General features: G+C 65.2%; 13 protein-coding genes. 7 read left to right on the top strand and 6 right to left on the bottom strand.

What is annotated here, in order from left to right:
• Window positions 1–45: 45 nt before the first annotated feature.
• A complete protein-coding gene (locus H2O77_RS17395) occupies window positions 46–1233 on the bottom strand; it encodes an MFS transporter (RefSeq protein WP_215823624.1) in 1188 nt (395 codons plus the stop codon).
• A gap of 567 nt (window positions 1234–1800) precedes the next feature.
• Between H2O77_RS17395 and gmk the strand changes: the two genes are divergently transcribed.
• From gmk to H2O77_RS17415, 4 genes are all read left to right on the top strand, one after another.
• Window positions 1801–2457, top strand: coding sequence for a guanylate kinase (gene gmk, locus H2O77_RS17400; RefSeq protein ID WP_052384319.1), 657 nt, complete (start codon window positions 1801–1803; stop codon window positions 2455–2457).
• Between the two features lie 421 nt (window positions 2458–2878).
• Window positions 2879–3130 (top strand): DNA-directed RNA polymerase subunit omega, encoded by a 252-nt coding sequence (gene rpoZ, locus H2O77_RS17405; RefSeq protein WP_043331755.1) that lies wholly within the window; start codon window positions 2879–2881, stop codon window positions 3128–3130.
• 112 nt (window positions 3131–3242) lie between these two features.
• On the top strand, window positions 3243–5408 hold the full coding sequence (locus tag H2O77_RS17410; RefSeq protein WP_043331753.1) for a bifunctional (p)ppGpp synthetase/guanosine-3',5'-bis(diphosphate) 3'-pyrophosphohydrolase: 2166 nt from the start codon (window positions 3243–3245) through the stop codon (window positions 5406–5408).
• 291 nt (window positions 5409–5699) lie between these two features.
• The gene (locus H2O77_RS17415; RefSeq protein WP_043331752.1) at window positions 5700–6089 is read left to right on the top strand and encodes a RidA family protein; all 390 of its coding nucleotides are present in this window, start codon (window positions 5700–5702) and stop codon (window positions 6087–6089) included.
• Window positions 6090–6336: 247 nt separating this feature from the next.
• On the opposite strand, the gene H2O77_RS17420 is transcribed toward H2O77_RS17415, so the two are convergent.
• Window positions 6337–7224 carry an SDR family oxidoreductase gene (locus H2O77_RS17420; RefSeq protein WP_043331750.1) on the bottom strand — a complete coding sequence of 296 codons (888 nt, stop codon included), beginning with the start codon at window positions 7222–7224 and terminating at the stop codon, window positions 6337–6339.
• A gap of 71 nt (window positions 7225–7295) precedes the next feature.
• On the opposite strand from H2O77_RS17420, the gene H2O77_RS17425 reads away from it, so the two are divergent.
• Entirely contained in the window at window positions 7296–8261 is a 966-nt protein-coding gene (locus tag H2O77_RS17425) for a hydrogen peroxide-inducible genes activator (RefSeq protein WP_215823625.1), read from the top strand.
• Window positions 8258–10399, top strand: coding sequence for an ATP-dependent DNA helicase RecG (gene recG, locus H2O77_RS17430; protein ID WP_215823626.1), 2142 nt, complete (start codon window positions 8258–8260; stop codon window positions 10397–10399). The genes H2O77_RS17425 and recG overlap by 4 nt, the downstream gene beginning before the upstream one ends.
• A 112-nt stretch (window positions 10400–10511) precedes the next feature.
• Here recG and yccS read toward each other — a convergent pair whose 3' ends face one another.
• Complete coding sequence (gene yccS / locus H2O77_RS17435) at window positions 10512–12764, bottom strand: YccS family putative transporter (RefSeq protein WP_215823627.1); 2253 nt, start codon at window positions 12762–12764, stop codon at window positions 10512–10514.
• A 190-nt stretch (window positions 12765–12954) separates the two neighbouring features.
• Here yccS and H2O77_RS17440 point away from each other — a divergent pair, with 190 nt between their 5' ends.
• On the top strand, window positions 12955–13371 hold the full coding sequence (locus tag H2O77_RS17440) for a DUF2780 domain-containing protein (RefSeq protein ID WP_054556347.1): 417 nt from the start codon (window positions 12955–12957) through the stop codon (window positions 13369–13371).
• Between the two features lie 154 nt (window positions 13372–13525).
• Here H2O77_RS17440 and H2O77_RS17445 read toward each other — a convergent pair whose 3' ends face one another.
• The 3 genes from H2O77_RS17445 to H2O77_RS17455 form a co-directional block, all read right to left on the bottom strand.
• The gene (locus H2O77_RS17445; protein ID WP_215823628.1) at window positions 13526–13882 is read right to left on the bottom strand and encodes a hypothetical protein; all 357 of its coding nucleotides are present in this window, start codon (window positions 13880–13882) and stop codon (window positions 13526–13528) included.
• A 173-nt stretch (window positions 13883–14055) separates the two neighbouring features.
• A complete protein-coding gene (locus tag H2O77_RS17450; protein WP_024952843.1) occupies window positions 14056–14331 on the bottom strand; it encodes an HU family DNA-binding protein in 276 nt (91 codons plus the stop codon).
• Between the two features lie 250 nt (window positions 14332–14581).
• A complete protein-coding gene (locus H2O77_RS17455; protein ID WP_215823629.1) occupies window positions 14582–15781 on the bottom strand; it encodes an FAD-dependent oxidoreductase in 1200 nt (399 codons plus the stop codon).
• Between the last annotated feature and the right edge of the window lie 148 nt (window positions 15782–15929).

The following is a 15929-nucleotide window of genomic DNA, read 5'->3' on the forward strand; positions in this document are numbered from 1 at the left end:
GCGGCTTGTGCTCACGGGGCTTTCTTGCCTCGCTTCAGGCCCACATCAGGCAGAAGCCGTCTGCAGCTCGCGGCGTTCATGACGCTGACCGAGCAGGAAGACGATCAAGCCCGCGATGGCCATCGCCACCCCGACCAGGCCGATGGAGGAATGAGACGGGCCATAGGCGAAGGCCATGCCACCACACCAGGCGCCCAGCGCATTGGCAATGTTGAAGGCCGCATGATTGAGCGTCGCCGCCATGGTCTGGGCGTCTTCCGCCACATCCATCAGGCGCATCTGCAGCGCCGGTGCCAAGCCGATGCCGGTACCGACCAGCCCGACGAACAGGATGCCGCTCCAGACACCATCGGCGGCGAAGTAGAAGCCGCCCTGCACCAGCGCGCTCCAGATCAGCACGGCAGGGATGGTGCGCATCAGGTCGATGTCCGCGGCACGGCTACCGATCAGGTTGCCGATGATGGTGCCCACCCCGAAGACGGCCAGCACCATCGGCACCAGGTTCTGGGACAGCCCGGCCTGGGCGTTGAGCGTCTCCACCGCATAGCTGTAGACACTGAACATGCCGCCGAAACCGATACAGGCGATGCCGAGGGTATAGAGCACCCGCGGCTTGATCAGCGCGGCCAGCTCGGTCAGCGGGGTCGCGTCCTGATTGCCGGCCTGATAGGGCACGAAGCCACGCACCAGCACCGCCGTGGCCAGCGCCAGCAGGCCGACGACGAGGAAGGCGGAATGCCAGCCGAACAGGCTGCCGAACCAGGTCGCCGCTGGCGCCCCGATCAGAATCGCCACCGTCAGGCCCATCATCACGCGACCGACGGCCCGCCCACGCTCGCCGGCGGGGGCAGCATCCGCCGCCACCAGGGCCGCGACGCCCAGATAGACACCATGCGGCAGGCCTGCGATGAAGCGCAGCGCGGCAAAGCTGGTCAGCGACGGTGCCAGCAGGCTGGCCACGTTGCTGACCGCGAACAGCAACATCAGGCCGATCAGCAGCCCGCGACGCGGCAGGCGTGCGCCCAGCGCCGAGATCAGGGGCGCACCGACCACCACGCCCATCGCATAGGCACTGATGGCGTAGCCGACCTGCTGCGAGGACACATTGAAGTCCGCCGCGATGTTGGGCATCAGGCCCATGATCACGAATTCGGTAGTGCCGATGGCAAAGGCACCGAGCGCCAGCGCCAGTTCGGCGATGCGCGGATGGCGCGCAACGGGGGAGGCAGACATGTCCGGGTCTCCTGAAACTTGAAAAGGGGGTAACACCCGTGGCCGTACTCAGCCGTGGCGCCACTGTCAGGGGCAGGCCACGGCTGACATTGCCCGCGCATGGCTGGCGCTACGCAGGGCAAAAGGCCGCGCGCCATTCATCATCAGCCGGAAGGCGGGAATGAATGGCGCGCGGGACAGGTAACGGGTGATGCGCTCGTGCGCGGCCTCTCTGGCGGAGGCCTGCGGCACGTCTGGCGCTGCTCTATCGACTTATGTACGCGTCTGGCAAGGCGCGATGGAAATCACGGGAGTGCGCAAGCTCAGGCCAGCGTGGCGAGGCGGCGGCAAACCGTGTGTCCCTTCAAGACCCCAGGCCGGCGCGAGAACTGGCTGACGCTTGAGTGATAACTGAAATATACGACCATTGTTGCAGATAACGCCACGCCAACCCAGCCACTTCGCGACGACAACTGTGATGCCCGAGCTGCAACATTGCATCACGGGACTGTCATGCGCGCGTGCAGCGGAAGCGGGGTGGATTATGCGATAATGCCGCGATTCAGCGACAGCAAGCGGATCACTTCCATGTCTTCGACTTCTTCAGCATCTTCCTCGGCGGCCAGCAACGCACGTGGCACGCTCTACATCATTTCCGCGCCGTCCGGCGCCGGCAAGACCACCCTGGTCAAGGCACTGCTGGAGCGCATGGACGGTATCGGCGTGTCCGTCTCGCACACCACCCGCGGCCAGCGCCCGGGCGAGCAGGATGCCGTCAACTACCACTTCGTGGATGTCGATCACTTCAAGACCATGATCGAGCAAGGCGACTTCTTCGAGCACGCCCAGGTCTTCGACAACTTCTATGGCACCTCGCGTCCGGCGGTCGAAGCTCGCCTGAGCAAGGGCGAGGACGTCATCCTCGAGATCGACTGGCAAGGCGCCCAGCAAGTGCGCGCCCAGGTGCCGGAGGCCGTCTCCATCTTCATCCTGCCGCCGTCACGTGAAGCGCTGCTCGAACGTCTGTCAGGCCGCGGTACCGATGGCGAGGACGTGATCGCGCGTCGCATGCGCGATGCGGTCAGCGAGATGTCCCACTACGACGAATACGATCTGATCGTCATCAATGATGACTTCGAGCAGGCCCTCGACGAGCTGTGCGGACTCGTCAATGCCCAGCGTGCGCGCCTGCCGCGCGTGCAGCATCGCCACGCGGCACTGCTCGACTCCCTGCTGGCCGACTGATGACGGCGGCGGGAATCCTGCTGCTCAGTCAGCCGTTCGGTCAGCCGCGCGGCCGGCCGTTCTGACAGCAGTTCGGACAGCAGTTCGGACAGCCTGACAGTCGGGCAGGACTTGCCGGCTTTCGTCCTGATCATGCGCGCTGTGGTCGCGTACGCCGCCGACAGACGCGCCAGGCGAAGGAGTTGATCGCGCCTGACTTGTCATGCAACAACGGCGTCGAGTAGACTCGATTCCCTTTCAGAATCATTGGCCGCTGAGCCGTCTCGCCCCTGGCGGGCCGGCTCAGCGGCATTGTGCTTGCGTCGTGTGCGAGATACTGTCAGATGATCAGGGTAAGTGACCCCTAGCGGTCGCGGCACTCTGCGCTGATTACACGCCGACAGCGAACCCCGAATATCCCGCTATTGATAGGTGCACCGCCATGGCTCGCGTAACCGTAGAAGATTGCCTCGAGAACGTCGACAACCGCTTCCAGCTGGTGATGATCTCCACTCGTCGTGCCCGTCAGCTGTCACGCGGCAGCCGCAACGCCCAACTGCCGTGGGAAAACGACAAGCCCACCGTCCTCGCCCTGCGCGAAGTGGCGGCCGGTCTGGTCGGTCGTGACATCCTGAACGAGCCGGTCGAAGCTCCGATCCAGCGCAAGCCGGTAATGCCGCAGATCGAAGACTGAGCCCACGCTTAACCTGCCGACTGCATGTGTGCTTCCGCACCTCTGCCACTCCCGCCCTTGCGGCCGGAGCACGGGGTGCGGGCCCGGAATCACTCTGAGCCAAGGCCGCTGAATGTTCACGATCGATGACCTGGCAGACCGCCTGGGCGGTTATCTTCCCGAGGAAGAGATCCGTCAGGTTAGGCGCGCCTTCTATTACGCCGAGCAGGCCCACGATGGCCAGCGCCGGCGTTCCGGTGAGCCCTATGTGACCCACCCGCTGGCGGTGGCGAACATTCTCGCCAACATGCACATGGACCATCAGAGCCTGATGGCCGCCATGCTGCACGATGTCATCGAAGACACCAGCGTGACCTTCGAGGCACTGGCAGGCCAGTTCGGCGAACCCGTCGCCCTGCTGGTGGATGGCGTCTCGAAGCTGACCCAGATCACCTTCGAGGACAAGGCCGTCGCCCAGGCCGAGAACTTCCAGAAGATGGTGCTGGCGATGTCCCAGGACATCCGCGTCATCATCGTCAAGCTGGCCGACCGTCTCCACAACATGCGTACCCTCGGCGCCCTGCGCCCCGAGAAGAAGCGTCGCATCGCCCGTGAGACGCTCGAGATCTACGCCCGCGTCGCCAACCGTCTCGGTATCAACACCATTCGCGTCGAGCTGGAAGACCTCTCCTTCCAGGCGCTGCACCCGATGCGTTCCGAACGCATCAAGCGTGCCGTCACCGCCGCGCGTGGCAATCGTCGTACCCTGATGCGCGAGATCCAGGCCAGTCTGCAGAACGCGCTGGAGCGCGATCAGCTGCCCGGCTCAGTGATCGGTCGTCAGAAGCATCTGCTGTCCATCTATCGCAAGATGCGTGACCAGCAGAAGCCCTTCAATGAATTGATGGACGTGTTCGGCTTCCGCATCATCACCGATGACGTGGACAGCTGCTATCGCATCCTCGGCGTGGTGCACAATCTCTACAAGCCGGTGCCGGGTCGCTTCAAGGATTACATCGCGATCCCCAAGGCCAACGGCTACCAGAGTCTGCACACCACGCTGTTCGGCATGAACGGCATGCCCATCGAGGTACAGATCCGTACCCGCGAGATGGAAGCGATGGCCAACAACGGCATCGCGGCGCACTGGCTGTACAAGGCCGGCCAGACCGACCGCCCCATCGGCGCCGGCAGCCATGCGCGTGCCCGCGAATGGGTGCGGGGTCTGCTCGAGATGCAGCGCCATGCCGGCAACTCGCTCGAGTTCATCGAGCACGTCAAGAACGACCTCTTCCCCGACGATACCTACGTGTTCACCCCCAAGGGCGACATCATGGAATTGCCACGCGGCGCGACGGCGGTCGATTTTGCCTATGCGGTGCACACCGATGTCGGCAACAGCTGTATCGCCTGCCGCATCGATCGTCATCTGGCGCCGCTATCCTCGCCGCTGGAGAGTGGCCAGACCGTCGAAGTCATCACCGCGCCGGGCGCCAAGCCCAATCTGGCGTGGCTCAACTTCGTCACCACGGCCAAGGCGCGCTCTGCCGTGCGCCATTACCTCAAGCATCAGCAGCGCAGCGAATCTGTGACCCTGGGTCAGCGTCTGCTCAACAAGGCGCTCTCCGGGCTTGACTCTTCCCTCGAGCAACTGCCGCCCAGGCGTCTCGATACGCTGGCCGCGGAGCTGGAGCTGGAAGGCGGGCGTGATGATCTGCTCGAGTCCATCGGACTCGGCACCCGTGCCGCCTACAGCGTGGCCCAGAGCCTTCTGAGCGACACGACCAGCGCCACGGCGCAGCAGCCCAAGTTCTCGGCCAAGGACGGCAATGTCCAGGCGGAGCAAAGCGGCAACAGCCCGATGCAGGTCAGCGGTGGCAACAGCATGGTCACCAGCTACGCGCGCTGCTGTCACCCGCTGCCCGGCGAGCCGATCATGGGTCATCTGTCGGCCGGCAAGGGGCTGGTGGTCCATCGCCAGGAATGCAGCAACATCACCGAACTGGCCAGCGATCCGGAACGCGTCTTCCCGCTGACCTGGGCCGATCAGGTCGAAGGCGACTTCACGGTGGCGCTGCGTATCGAGGCACAGACCCAGCGCGGCCTGATCGCCGAGCTGGCCGAGCTGGTCACCGATGCCGAAGCCAATATCGAGCGCATCGGCATCGAGGAACGCGACGCCCATCTGGCCATCGTCAATCTGACGCTGGCCGTGCGTGATCGCATTCATCTGGCGCGCATCATCAAGCGCATGCGCAACCTGTTGCACGTGGAGCGAATCACCCGCGTCCTCAGCTGATCTACCGTACTGGCCGCGTCGTCCGCCACTGGCGGGCGGCGCGGTTTTTGTTTTCAAGGCTGCCGCAGAGCGGCCATCGGACACGTTCTTCTGAACACCCGTGTCGCGGCCAAGGCCATGCACGTCAACTCGACGGTACGTCAGCTCGACGGCAGTGCAGGACCTTGACCGCGACCGAACTCGCCGTGGACGGCGAGACCCTATAACCACAATCGTAACCCGCTGCTGAAGGCCGCCACCGCACAACACTCGCAACCGGCAAGGCTTGAGCGCAGTCACAAGGAGCATGTCATGAGCAATCGCGCGATCATCAACACCGACAAGGCCCCTGCTGCCATCGGTCCGTATTCCCAGGCGATCAAGGCGGGCAATACCGTCTATCTGTCCGGCCAGATTCCGCTGGACCCGCAGACGATGGAAGTCGTCGAAGGCGGTATCGAGGCACAGGCGCGTCAGGTCTTCACCAACCTGAATGCCGTGTGCGAAGAAGCTGCCGGCAGCCTGGGCGACATCGTCAAGCTCAACCTCTACCTGACCGATCTGGACGACTTCGCGCGCGTCAACGCGGTGATGGAAGAGTTCTTCACCGCGCCCTTCCCGGCGCGTGCAGCGGTTGGCGTCAAGGCGCTGCCCAAGGGCGTGGCTTTCGAAGCCGAAGGCGTGATGGTCATCGGTGACTGAGCACCCGCTCACTGACGATGGCAGGTCATCCGCGAGGAGTGGCTGACGCAGAGACGACAGTGCCCGCCCCGGGATTCCGGGGCGGGCACTGTCAGTTGGCACTTCATCTGGGCACTTGACCAGGCGCTTCATCACTCGAGAACTGGCCGCTGCGCCGCTCGTCAGCCTGTCTCGACGAGCAACTTATCCACACCCGGTCAGACGGCTCGAGGCGCAACCGCATGTGGATAAGTGAAAGCGGCGGTGATCAGCGGCCCGACAATTCGCTCTTCGGCACCGTCACGCCGTGCTCCTTGAGCACCTCGGCATAGCCTTCGCGGAAGGTCGGGTAACGGAAGGTGTAGCCGCTCTCGAGCAACAGGGCATTGCCGCAGCGCTTGCTGGAACGACGCCGCAGCGGTGACTGGATCACCTCGGTGGACTCGACCTTGAGCTGACGCGCCAGCCAGGCCATCACTTCGTGCAGCGGTGCGCCATCGCAGTCGGTGGCCAGATAGATCGGCTCGACCGGCTTGCCCTCGAGGCTCAGCGCGATCAGGTGTGCCAGCACGCCCGCGCAGTCGTCACGGTGGATGCGGTTGGAGTAGAGTGGCGGGTTGCTGGCGGCGATGCGACCATCACGCGCCTGGCGGATCAGCATGTCGCGGCCCGGCCCGTAGATGCCGGAGAAGCGCACCACGGTGCCGTTGAGCGAGGAATCGAGCAGTGCCTGCTCGCCTTCGCGCATCAACTGGCCCGAGAAGCTGGTGGCATCGGTGGGCGACTGCTCGTCGACTTCCTCGCCATCCTTCTGGGCGTAGACCGAGGTCGAGGACACGAACAGCACGCGGGTCGGCGGCTTGGCGCGCGACTCCAGCTCCGTCACCAGCGCCCGAATGCCGTCGACGTAAGCGGCGCGATAGGCCTCTTCGTCGAAACGGTCGGCGCTCAGCACATGTACCACCGTGTCGGCATCTGGCAAGCTGGCCAGTGCACCTTCGGCAGTGATGTCCAAGGCCAGCGTCTCGATGCCGAGATCCGCAAGCTTGGACACATCGCGCCTGACACCAATGACGTGCTGACCGGCCTTGAGCAGTTCGCGCGCCAGCGCGCTGCCAACGTCGCCACAACCGAGGATGAGACTCGTCTTCTTCACCTTTGCCGTGCTCCTTGGTAAAACGAATCGGTACCCACCGCATCCCAGGATGCCAGTTCCGGGCAGGAATCATGACTCTAACAGAACTCCGCTACATCGTAACCTTGGCCCAGGAGCGTCATTTCGGACGCGCCGCAGAGCGCTGCTTCGTCTCGCAGCCCACCCTGTCGGTGGCCGTCAAGAAGCTTGAGGAAGAGCTGGGAGTCGCACTGTTCGAGCGTTCCAAGTCCACCGTACAGGTCACACCGCTCGGCGAGAAGATCGTTCAGCAGGCTCAGCGCGTGCTGGAGCAGTCCAGCGTGATCAAGGAACTGGCCAATTCCGGCAAGGATCAACTCTCCAGCCCGTTGCGCATCGGCGCCATCTATACCATTGGACCGTATCTTTTCCCGCACCTGGTGCCGGAACTGACGCGGCGTGCGCCGAAGATGCCGCTCTACATCGAGGAAGGCATGACCGGCGACCTGCGTCGCAAGCTGCGCAATGGCGAGCTGGACGTGATCATCGTCGCGCTGCCGTTCACCGAGACCGACGTGCTGACCAAGATCCTCTACGAAGAGCCCTTCGAAGTCCTGCTGCCGGCCGGCCACCCCCTGCTCGACCAAGACAGCATCGCCAAGGAACAGTTGATCAACGAGCGTCTGCTGATGCTCGGCGAGGGCCACTGCTTCCGTGATCAGATTCTCGAGGCCTGCCCGGCCATCGGCAATCAGATCAACAACCCCGAGAATACGCTGATCGCCGAAGGCGGCTCGCTGGAAACCATCCGCCACATGGTCGCCTCCGGCCTCGGTATCACCGTGCTGCCCTACTCGGCGACCGGTACCGGTCATTACGAGAGCGGCGTGCTCGAGACGCGGCCCTTCAAGGACCCGGCGCCCAGCCGCAGCGTGGCGCTGGCATGGCGTGCCAGCTTCCCGCGCCCCAAGGCCATCGACGTGATCAGCCAGGCGATCGCCGAGTGCTCCAATCGTGCGCGCCAGAGCAATGAGAACGGCATGCAGGGCTCCGCTTCCCAGAGCCACGAACCGGCATGAGCAGGGCGGGCACGGAAGTCTCATCTGCCGGGCCCGCCAGCGCCGGTGTCTTTGCCACCGGCGCGCTGGCCCAACCGCTGGACAGCCTGAGCGGCGTCGGCCCCGCGCTGAGCGAGAAGCTGTCGCGCCTCGGGCTGGAGCGCGTCGCAGACCTGCTGTTCCATCTGCCGCTGCGCTATCAGGACCGCACCCGCGTCACGCCCATCGGCACGCTCAAGAGCGGCATGGAAGCGGTGGTCGAAGGCGAGGTGACGGCCTGTGACATCGTCAAGGGCCGTCGCCGCAGTCTGCTGGTGCGCCTGCGCGATGGCAGCGGCATCCTCAGCCTGCGCTTCTTCCACTTCTCCCCCGCCCAGCAGCAGCAATTCCAGCGTGGCCACAGCGTGCGCTGCTTCGGCGAGGCACGTGCCGGGGCCACCGGTCTCGAGATCTACCATCCGGAATACCGCCTGCTCGGCCAGGGTGCCGCGCCGGTGGAAGACCACCTCACGCCCATCTATCCAGCCACCGAAGGCCTCAATCAGGCGCGCCTGCGTGCCCTGATCGCCCAGGCGCTCAAGCAGCTCGAGGAAACGCCCCATGAGCTGCCGGACCTGATCCCCGAGGCGCTGCGCACGCGCTTTCGCCTGCCCGGCGTGATCGAGTGCCTGCGCTTTCTGCACGAGCCACCGCCGGATGCGCCCGTCGATCAGATGAGCGACGGCGTGCACCCGAGTCAGCGCCGCCTCGCCCAGGAAGAATTGCTCGCCCACCAGCTGAGCCTGCGTCAGGTGCGCGCGCGTATCCAGCAGGATGGCGCGCCCTCGCTGAGCGCCAGTGGCGGGCTCAGCACGCGTTTTCTCGCCCAGCTGCCCTTCTCGCTGACCGGTGCCCAGCATCGCGTGCTGGAAGATGTGCGCCGCGACCTGGCGCGCGAAGTGCCGATGCTGCGTCTGGTGCAGGGCGATGTGGGCTCGGGCAAGACGGTGGTCGCCGCGCTGGCGGCGCTGATCGCGATCGGCGGCGGCTGTCAGGCGGCCTTGATGGCACCTACCGAGATTCTCGCCGAGCAGCACTATCGCAACTTCCGCGAATGGCTGGAGCCATTGGGCATCGAGGTGGCGTGGCTGGCCGGCAAGCTCAAGGGCAAGGCACGGCTGGATGCCAAGGCCGCCATCGCCGATGGCCGGGCGCGCATGGTGGTCGGCACGCATGCGCTGTTTCAGGCCGATGTGACCTTCCAGCGCCTGGGGCTGGCGATCGTCGATGAGCAGCACCGCTTCGGCGTGCATCAGCGCCTCGCATTGCGGGCGAAGGGGGAAGCCGGTGGCCTGACACCGCACCAGCTGATCATGACCGCGACGCCGATTCCGCGCACCCTGGCGATGAGCGCCTACGCCGACCTCGACCTGTCGGTGATCGACGAGCTGCCGCCGGGACGCACCCCGGTGCAGACCGTCGCGGTGGCCGACCCGCGCCGTCCCGAGGTGGTCGAGCGCATCCGCGCCGCCTGCTCCGAGGGTCGTCAGGCCTATTGGGTGTGTACGCTGATCGAGGAATCCGAGGTGATGACCTGCCAGGCCGCCGAGGTGACGCGTGACGAGCTGACCGAGGCGCTGCCGGAGCTGTCCATCGGCCTGGTCCATGGCCGCATGAAGGCAGCCGAGAAGGCCGAGGTGATGGCGGCGTTCAAGGACGGCGAGCATGACCTGCTGGTGGCGACCACGGTGATCGAGGTCGGGGTCGATGTGCCGAATGCCAGCCTGATGGTGATCGACAATCCCGAGCGTCTCGGCCTGTCGCAGCTGCACCAGCTGCGTGGCCGTGTCGGGCGTGGCAGCACCGAGAGCTTCTGTGTGCTGCTCTATCATCCGCCGCTGTCGCAGCACTCCAAGCAGCGCCTGGCGGTGATGCGCGAGACCACCGACGGCTTCAAGATCGCCGAGAAGGACCTGGAGCTACGCGGCCCCGGCGAAGTGCTGGGCACGCGTCAGACGGGGCTGGCGGGGATGAAGATCGCCGATCTCGAGCGTGACAGTGACCTGATCGCCCCGACCACCACCCTGGCCGATGCCATCCTCAGCGAGGCCCCGCAGGCCGCGGAGCCATTGATTCGCCGCTGGCTGGGCGAGGCGGCCGGGCAATACGGCGCCGTCTGAGTGCGCCGCCCGCTGCTCACCTGGCGCCCTCACCTATTCCGCCCGGGCACTCGATCACTCGGCCCGCCGCGCCAGTCGCTCAGATAGGCCAAAACAGATCAGTCAGCACAGGTCAGCTGGCGCGGCTGGCCTTGATCAGCTGGGAGCCGGCGCTTTCCAGCGGCTGCAACAGCCGCAGCACCAGAATCAGCTGTGACAGCGCCAGGCGTCCGGTGGTGGATTCGACCTGCTCGACCTCGGCTTCCAGTGCCGCGATCTCATCTTCGCTGTCCAGCGTGACGGCGATCTCACCGCCCGCCTCCAATTGCTCTCCCAACGCCGTCAGCTGCTGACTCAGGCGCTCGCCATGGCGCAGCAGCGTCTCGATGCCACTGCTGGCCGAGGCGGTCGATTCCAGTTCGCCACGATGCGCTGCCAATGCCGAGAGATAGCCGAGCACGGTGTGCGCGTGGAGCAGGAAGCCGAAGCCCGGCTCGACATCACGACGGAAGTGGCCAGGCTCCTTGCGGGCCGTGGCCAGCAGATTGGAGAAGGCCGCGTCGGCGTTGTGGGCATTGCGCCGCGCCAGGCGGTAGGCCAGATCATCGCGCTTGCCGTGGCGGTACTGGGACAGCACCTCGCCCAGATAGCGGCCGCTGGTCTTGAGGCTGACGCCGGCCTGACGATAGAGCTTGCGGCCCTGCCAGTCCGGCAGGATCAACACCACCGAAAGCCCGGCCAGCAGGCCACCGACCAGCGTATCGAACAGACGCGGCCAGATGAGATCGAAGCCATCGCCGACCTGATTGAAGCACGCCAGCACCATCAGCGTGATGGCGGCGGTGGCCAGGGTATAGCGCGAGCCACGGGTGGCGAAGAACAGCACCCCCGCGACCACAGCGATACCGGCCTGGATCGTGGGCGCCGGGAACAGACTGATCAGCGCCCAGCCGGCGACCAGACCGATCAGCGTGCCCAGAATCCGCTGCGCCAGCGTGCGGCGCGTATCGCCGTAGCTGGGACGGCACACGAACAGCCCGGTCAGCAGTATCCAGTAGCCCTGGGTCGGGTGTACCGCCAGCAGCACGCCATAGCCGGCCACCAGCGTCGCGGTCAGGCGCAGCGCATGGCGGAAGATCGGCGAGCGCGGCGTCAGGTGGCTGCGGATACGCTCGAACATGTCGCGCGTGCCGTGGGGTGAGCGGTCCAGCAGGCTGTTGTCGCTTTCATTGCTGACGGCTTCGAGATCATTCAGGCGCGCGATCTGGCCTTCGATCAGGCGCAGGTTGCTGGCGAGGGCTTCCAGCGCCTGCATCAGATGGTGCCACTCGGGCCGCTGCTGTTGCTTGAGATAGACGAGCGAGGCATTGAGATCTTCCAGCGCCTGCTGGCTGTCACTGGCATCGAAGGGCTGGCGCATCAGCAGCGCCTTGCCGAGCCCGCGACAGGCGCGCCCCTGCTGCTCCAGCAGGCGCTGACAGCGGAACAGGATGTCGTGATGGAAGAAGGCGTCGGTGAGCTGGCCGTAGGGATAATGGCTGGAGCTGGCGCGCTCGTGGAGGTCCTGGGCGATGAAGTAGAGGCGCAGGTAGCGGTCGAGCTTGGTGGTATCGCGCCGCCCAGCGAGACGCCGGAAGACCATCTCCTTGGTCTGGTTGAGTGCCACCACCACGCGGCCGTTCTGCTCGGCCAGCGCCAGACGCCGGGCAGACTGGTCAACATTGCGCAGCGGCTCGAACAGCTGCGCCTTGAGAATCAGGTAGCGCCCCAGCTCACGGTAGAGCGTCGCCATGCTGTGCTTGAGCGGCTGGCGCGAGAACAGCGCGCACCACACGACCGAGAGCAGGCCATACCAGGTCGCCCCCACCACCAGCAGCAACGGCTGAACCAGATTGATGCCCAGCCCCGGCTCCCGCAGCCATTCGGGCAGGCTGCGCTCCAGCACCGCGATCTGACCGTCACCATGCTGCTGCTCGAGGCTGATCATGGTGTAGACGGCCAGAATCAACGAGGCGCGCGCGATGGCGCCGTAGCGGGCATCGATGGCGCCCAGCATCGGCATCGCGAAGGTGGCCAGCGCCAGCCCGATCACGAAGGGCAGCGGCATGCCGAACAACAGCTCCACCGAGACGGCGGCGATGCTGAAGCAGGCCAGCGTCATGCCCAGCGCGCGCAGTCGGCCCCGCCAGTGATCATCGGTTTCCGCCAGCCCCGAGGCGATCACGCCCAGAAACAGCGGGATCACCACCGCCATCTCGTCGAGCCAGAACCCCACCGCCATCACGCCACCCAGCGCGATCAACATGCGCAGCGAATAGCTGAAGGCATCCAGCGTCCACAGACGACGCAGGGAGTGCATGAGGGAGTCCAGGAGAGAGCGTGTCATGAAGTGTTCCGTGACCAGGGCGCCGGGCAGCGCATTAGACTTTAGATTTATATCGCTAGCATAACACCCCGTTCTGCCGTGTCCGAGAGCCATGGCGCATGCAAGCGTTGGCGGGCGCGTCGAATGTCGAATCGCCGCGACGTGCCACTCTGAAGACTCCTGACCTCATTGGCTTTCATGGAGAATACCGATGCATCCTCTAATCGAACGCGTCACTGGCTCCCTCGGGCTATCACCGGAAATCGCCGAGCAGGCGGTCGGCATGGTTCTCAAGTTCGTGCGTGAGCAGGGGCCGGACGGCCCGGCCGCCTCACTGCTGGGCGCCATCCCGGGGGCGGAAGGCCTGATCGGCAGCGCAGGCGAGGAAGCCGCCGAGTCCGGTGGCGGTGGCCTCATGGGCGGCCTGATGGGCGCCGTCAGCGCCTTCACCGGCGGCAGCGGTGGCGGTGCGCTGGAACTGGGCCAGAAGCTGATGGGGCTGGACCTGAACATGGACCAGGCGCGCGGCGTGGCCGATGAGACGCTGAGCTATGCGCGCGAAGAAGCCGGCGATGGCGTGGTCGATCAGGTGCTCGAAGGCATTCCGGGCCTCAAGCAGTTGCTGTGACGCCTCGAGGGCGTTGAGAGGGTCTTCTCGAACAGCCCCTCGCAAGTAAAGGCTCGCAAGAAAGGCTCGCGACAACTGCTCATGACAAAAACAACGCCCCGCTGATTCTCTCAGCGGGGCGTCTTTCGTTCATGCAGGCACGGCACAGGGTCATTCAGCGAATGCGCTTGAGCAATGACTGCAAGCGGTTGAGCTGGGCCGAATCGCCGACCAGCCGCACGCGCTGGTCCATCAGGCCTTGCAGGAAGGCACGCGGCGAAGGCTTGAGCAGAAAGACCACCGCACTGTCGCTATCGGCGAAGCGCAGCTCAAGCTCGGTATCCACCGGCAGGCCACTGCCCGTGGTGACGCCCGCGTGGGACATGCGGTAGTGACGCGCGATGCTCATGTCTTCGGTCGCGACACCCCAGTCCAGCGGACGCTTTTCCAGCTCGGCACGAAATTCGGGGTCACGCTTGAAGGCCCGCTTGAGCAGCAGACCCAGCACCCACAGCAATATCTTGAGCTTCATGGTGTCATTCCTTGAATCGCGAAGCGTCGGTCACGCAGGCCATATGAAAATGCCACCGGCCCCGCAGGGCGGAACCGGTGGCATCAGCATGACAGCCGACAGGACTTTTGATGACGACGATTGAAAGCCATGGCGACAGCCACCCCGGGTCTGCGCTGAAGCACGAGCCGAGGTTACTTGGTCACTGCATCCTTCAACGACTTGCCGGGTTTGAAGGCAACGGTCTTGCTGGCCGGGATGGTCAGCGGCTTGCCTGTCTGAGGGTTCTTGCCGGTACGCGCCGCACGCTGGCGCACGGTGAATGACCCGAAACCGATCAGTGAGACGTCATTGCCTTTGGCCACGGTATGAGTGATCTCGTCGAGAATCACGTTCAGTACCTGACTGGCCTTGTCCTTGGATAGATCCGCACGCTCGGCGATGGCCGCAGCGAGTTCTGGCTTGCGCATGAAAAGCCCTCCTGGTTTGGCATTCTGCACGGGCGGCCAAGCCGCCGTTTCCATTGTTGTTCTTGCACTTGCTAGCGGTGGCGTATGGCGGCGACGCAATCCGCTCCCGGCAAGCTTTGCCGTATCAAACCTGTCGATGGCAGCATTCTGTCAGACGACGCCCGCTGAGCAGCATGTCTGACGGAGCATTCACTATCGTGCCTGACCGCGCTGGCAGCAAGGGATTTACGACCATCGATCATGGCATCGCCTAGCCTAGCAACGGCGGCGCCTGCCGCGCTAGCTCGACTTTCCTGCGAACGGCGGCGCCTGTCAACGCATATCCAATCAAGCGTTCGTTCATATCCAGTGCACGCGCTTCGAGGTCATCGCCTTCACCGTTGATTTCCCAGCGCGCCACGGCCGAACGCGGCGGATAGGCCACCACCGGCAAGGCCGGTGTCTTGACCAGCACCGGCCACGCCTTCCAGTCGAGCACGCTTGGCTCACCACACAGGTTGGCTGCCAGGGTGCGCGCGGCCATCTGCAGCGGCTGGACATACATGGCATTGACGCCCTCGACACTGGCGCAATCGCCCAGCGCCCAGATATGCGGCTGTGAGGTGGCCAGGTGACGGTCGACACGGATGCCGTCGCCGCCGGCGCTCAGGCCCGCGGCCTGCGCCAGACGAATGCGCGGCGCCAGCCCGGTGGCCAGCAGAACCACGGAGCCCGTCAGGCGACGACCGCTCTGCAGGCGCACCTCGACCGGCGCGACCTGACGCTCGGCCTCCTCGCCTGAGCTGGCGGCGATGGTCTCGACCATCTCGCCCTGGCGACGCGTCACGCCGAGCCCATCCAGCGCCGCGCCCAGACGCTGCCCCAGTGCTTGCGGCAGCAGTCCATCCAGCGGAGTTTCCTCCGGCGCGACCAGCGTGACGCGGTGGCCGGCCGCCGTCAGATCATTGGCGTATTCACAGCCGACCAGTCCGGCACCGACAATCACCACGTGCCCGTCTTCCCCGCGCTCGCGGGCCTTCGACAACGTCGCGCAGAAGGCCGCATAGTCGTCGAGGTCATTGATGCTCTGCACGCGTGAGGCCACTTCCGCGGCGACGGGGAAGGGACGACGCGGCGCGGCGCCGAGTGCCAGCACCAGCTCGTCATAGGCCAGACACTCCTCGCCCAGCCATAGCTGGCGGGCATCACCGTCGATGGCAGTGACGCGTTGATGGGTACGCAGCTCGGCATTCAGCTCGTCCACCAGCGCCACCGGCGCCTGACGCGACAGGTCGGTGGCCGACATCTTCTTGGCGAAGGCGGTGGACAGCATCGGCTTGGCGTAATCGTGGCCGCTGTCCTGGCTGATGAGGATCAGCCGGCTGTCCTTGTCACGCGCACGCAGCGCGCGCGCCAGACCAATGCCCGCCATGCCGGTACCAATGATGACAAGGGTGCGAGGGTCGTGCATGGCACCATCTCCTGAGATCGATCCGAAGGAAGCGCTGATGAAAGAGCGCCAGCAGCGTCCGTCATGAACGCCGATGAATGCGCCCAGCATACCAGCCCGCCAGCAGTGCAGGCATGCCTGAGCGGGAGGCCTTGCCGCCCGGCCATGC

Origin of the sequence: Cobetia sp. 4B, assembly GCF_018831605.1 — a bacterium.
GTDB lineage: Bacteria > Pseudomonadota > Gammaproteobacteria > Pseudomonadales > Halomonadaceae > Cobetia > Cobetia amphilecti.

Excerpts from the sequence above, each read along its gene's own strand:
- H2O77_RS17395 (WP_215823624.1), bottom strand. The coding sequence starts at position 1,233 with ATGTCTGCCTCCCCCGTTGCGCGCCATCCGCGCATCGCCGAACTGGCG.
- gmk (WP_052384319.1), top strand. The coding sequence starts at position 1,801 with ATGTCTTCGACTTCTTCAGCATCTTCCTCGGCGGCCAGCAACGCACGT.
- rpoZ (WP_043331755.1), top strand. The coding sequence starts at position 2,879 with ATGGCTCGCGTAACCGTAGAAGATTGCCTCGAGAACGTCGACAACCGC.
- H2O77_RS17410 (WP_043331753.1), top strand. The coding sequence starts at position 3,243 with ATGTTCACGATCGATGACCTGGCAGACCGCCTGGGCGGTTATCTTCCC.
- H2O77_RS17415 (WP_043331752.1), top strand. The coding sequence starts at position 5,700 with ATGAGCAATCGCGCGATCATCAACACCGACAAGGCCCCTGCTGCCATC.
- H2O77_RS17425 (WP_215823625.1), top strand. The coding sequence starts at position 7,296 with ATGACTCTAACAGAACTCCGCTACATCGTAACCTTGGCCCAGGAGCGT.
- recG (WP_215823626.1), top strand. The coding sequence starts at position 8,258 with ATGAGCAGGGCGGGCACGGAAGTCTCATCTGCCGGGCCCGCCAGCGCC.
- yccS (WP_215823627.1), bottom strand. The coding sequence starts at position 12,764 with ATGACACGCTCTCTCCTGGACTCCCTCATGCACTCCCTGCGTCGTCTG.
- H2O77_RS17440 (WP_054556347.1), top strand. The coding sequence starts at position 12,955 with ATGCATCCTCTAATCGAACGCGTCACTGGCTCCCTCGGGCTATCACCG.
- H2O77_RS17445 (WP_215823628.1), bottom strand. The coding sequence starts at position 13,882 with ATGAAGCTCAAGATATTGCTGTGGGTGCTGGGTCTGCTGCTCAAGCGG.
- H2O77_RS17450 (WP_024952843.1), bottom strand. The coding sequence starts at position 14,331 with ATGCGCAAGCCAGAACTCGCTGCGGCCATCGCCGAGCGTGCGGATCTA.
- H2O77_RS17455 (WP_215823629.1), bottom strand. The coding sequence starts at position 15,781 with ATGCACGACCCTCGCACCCTTGTCATCATTGGTACCGGCATGGCGGGC.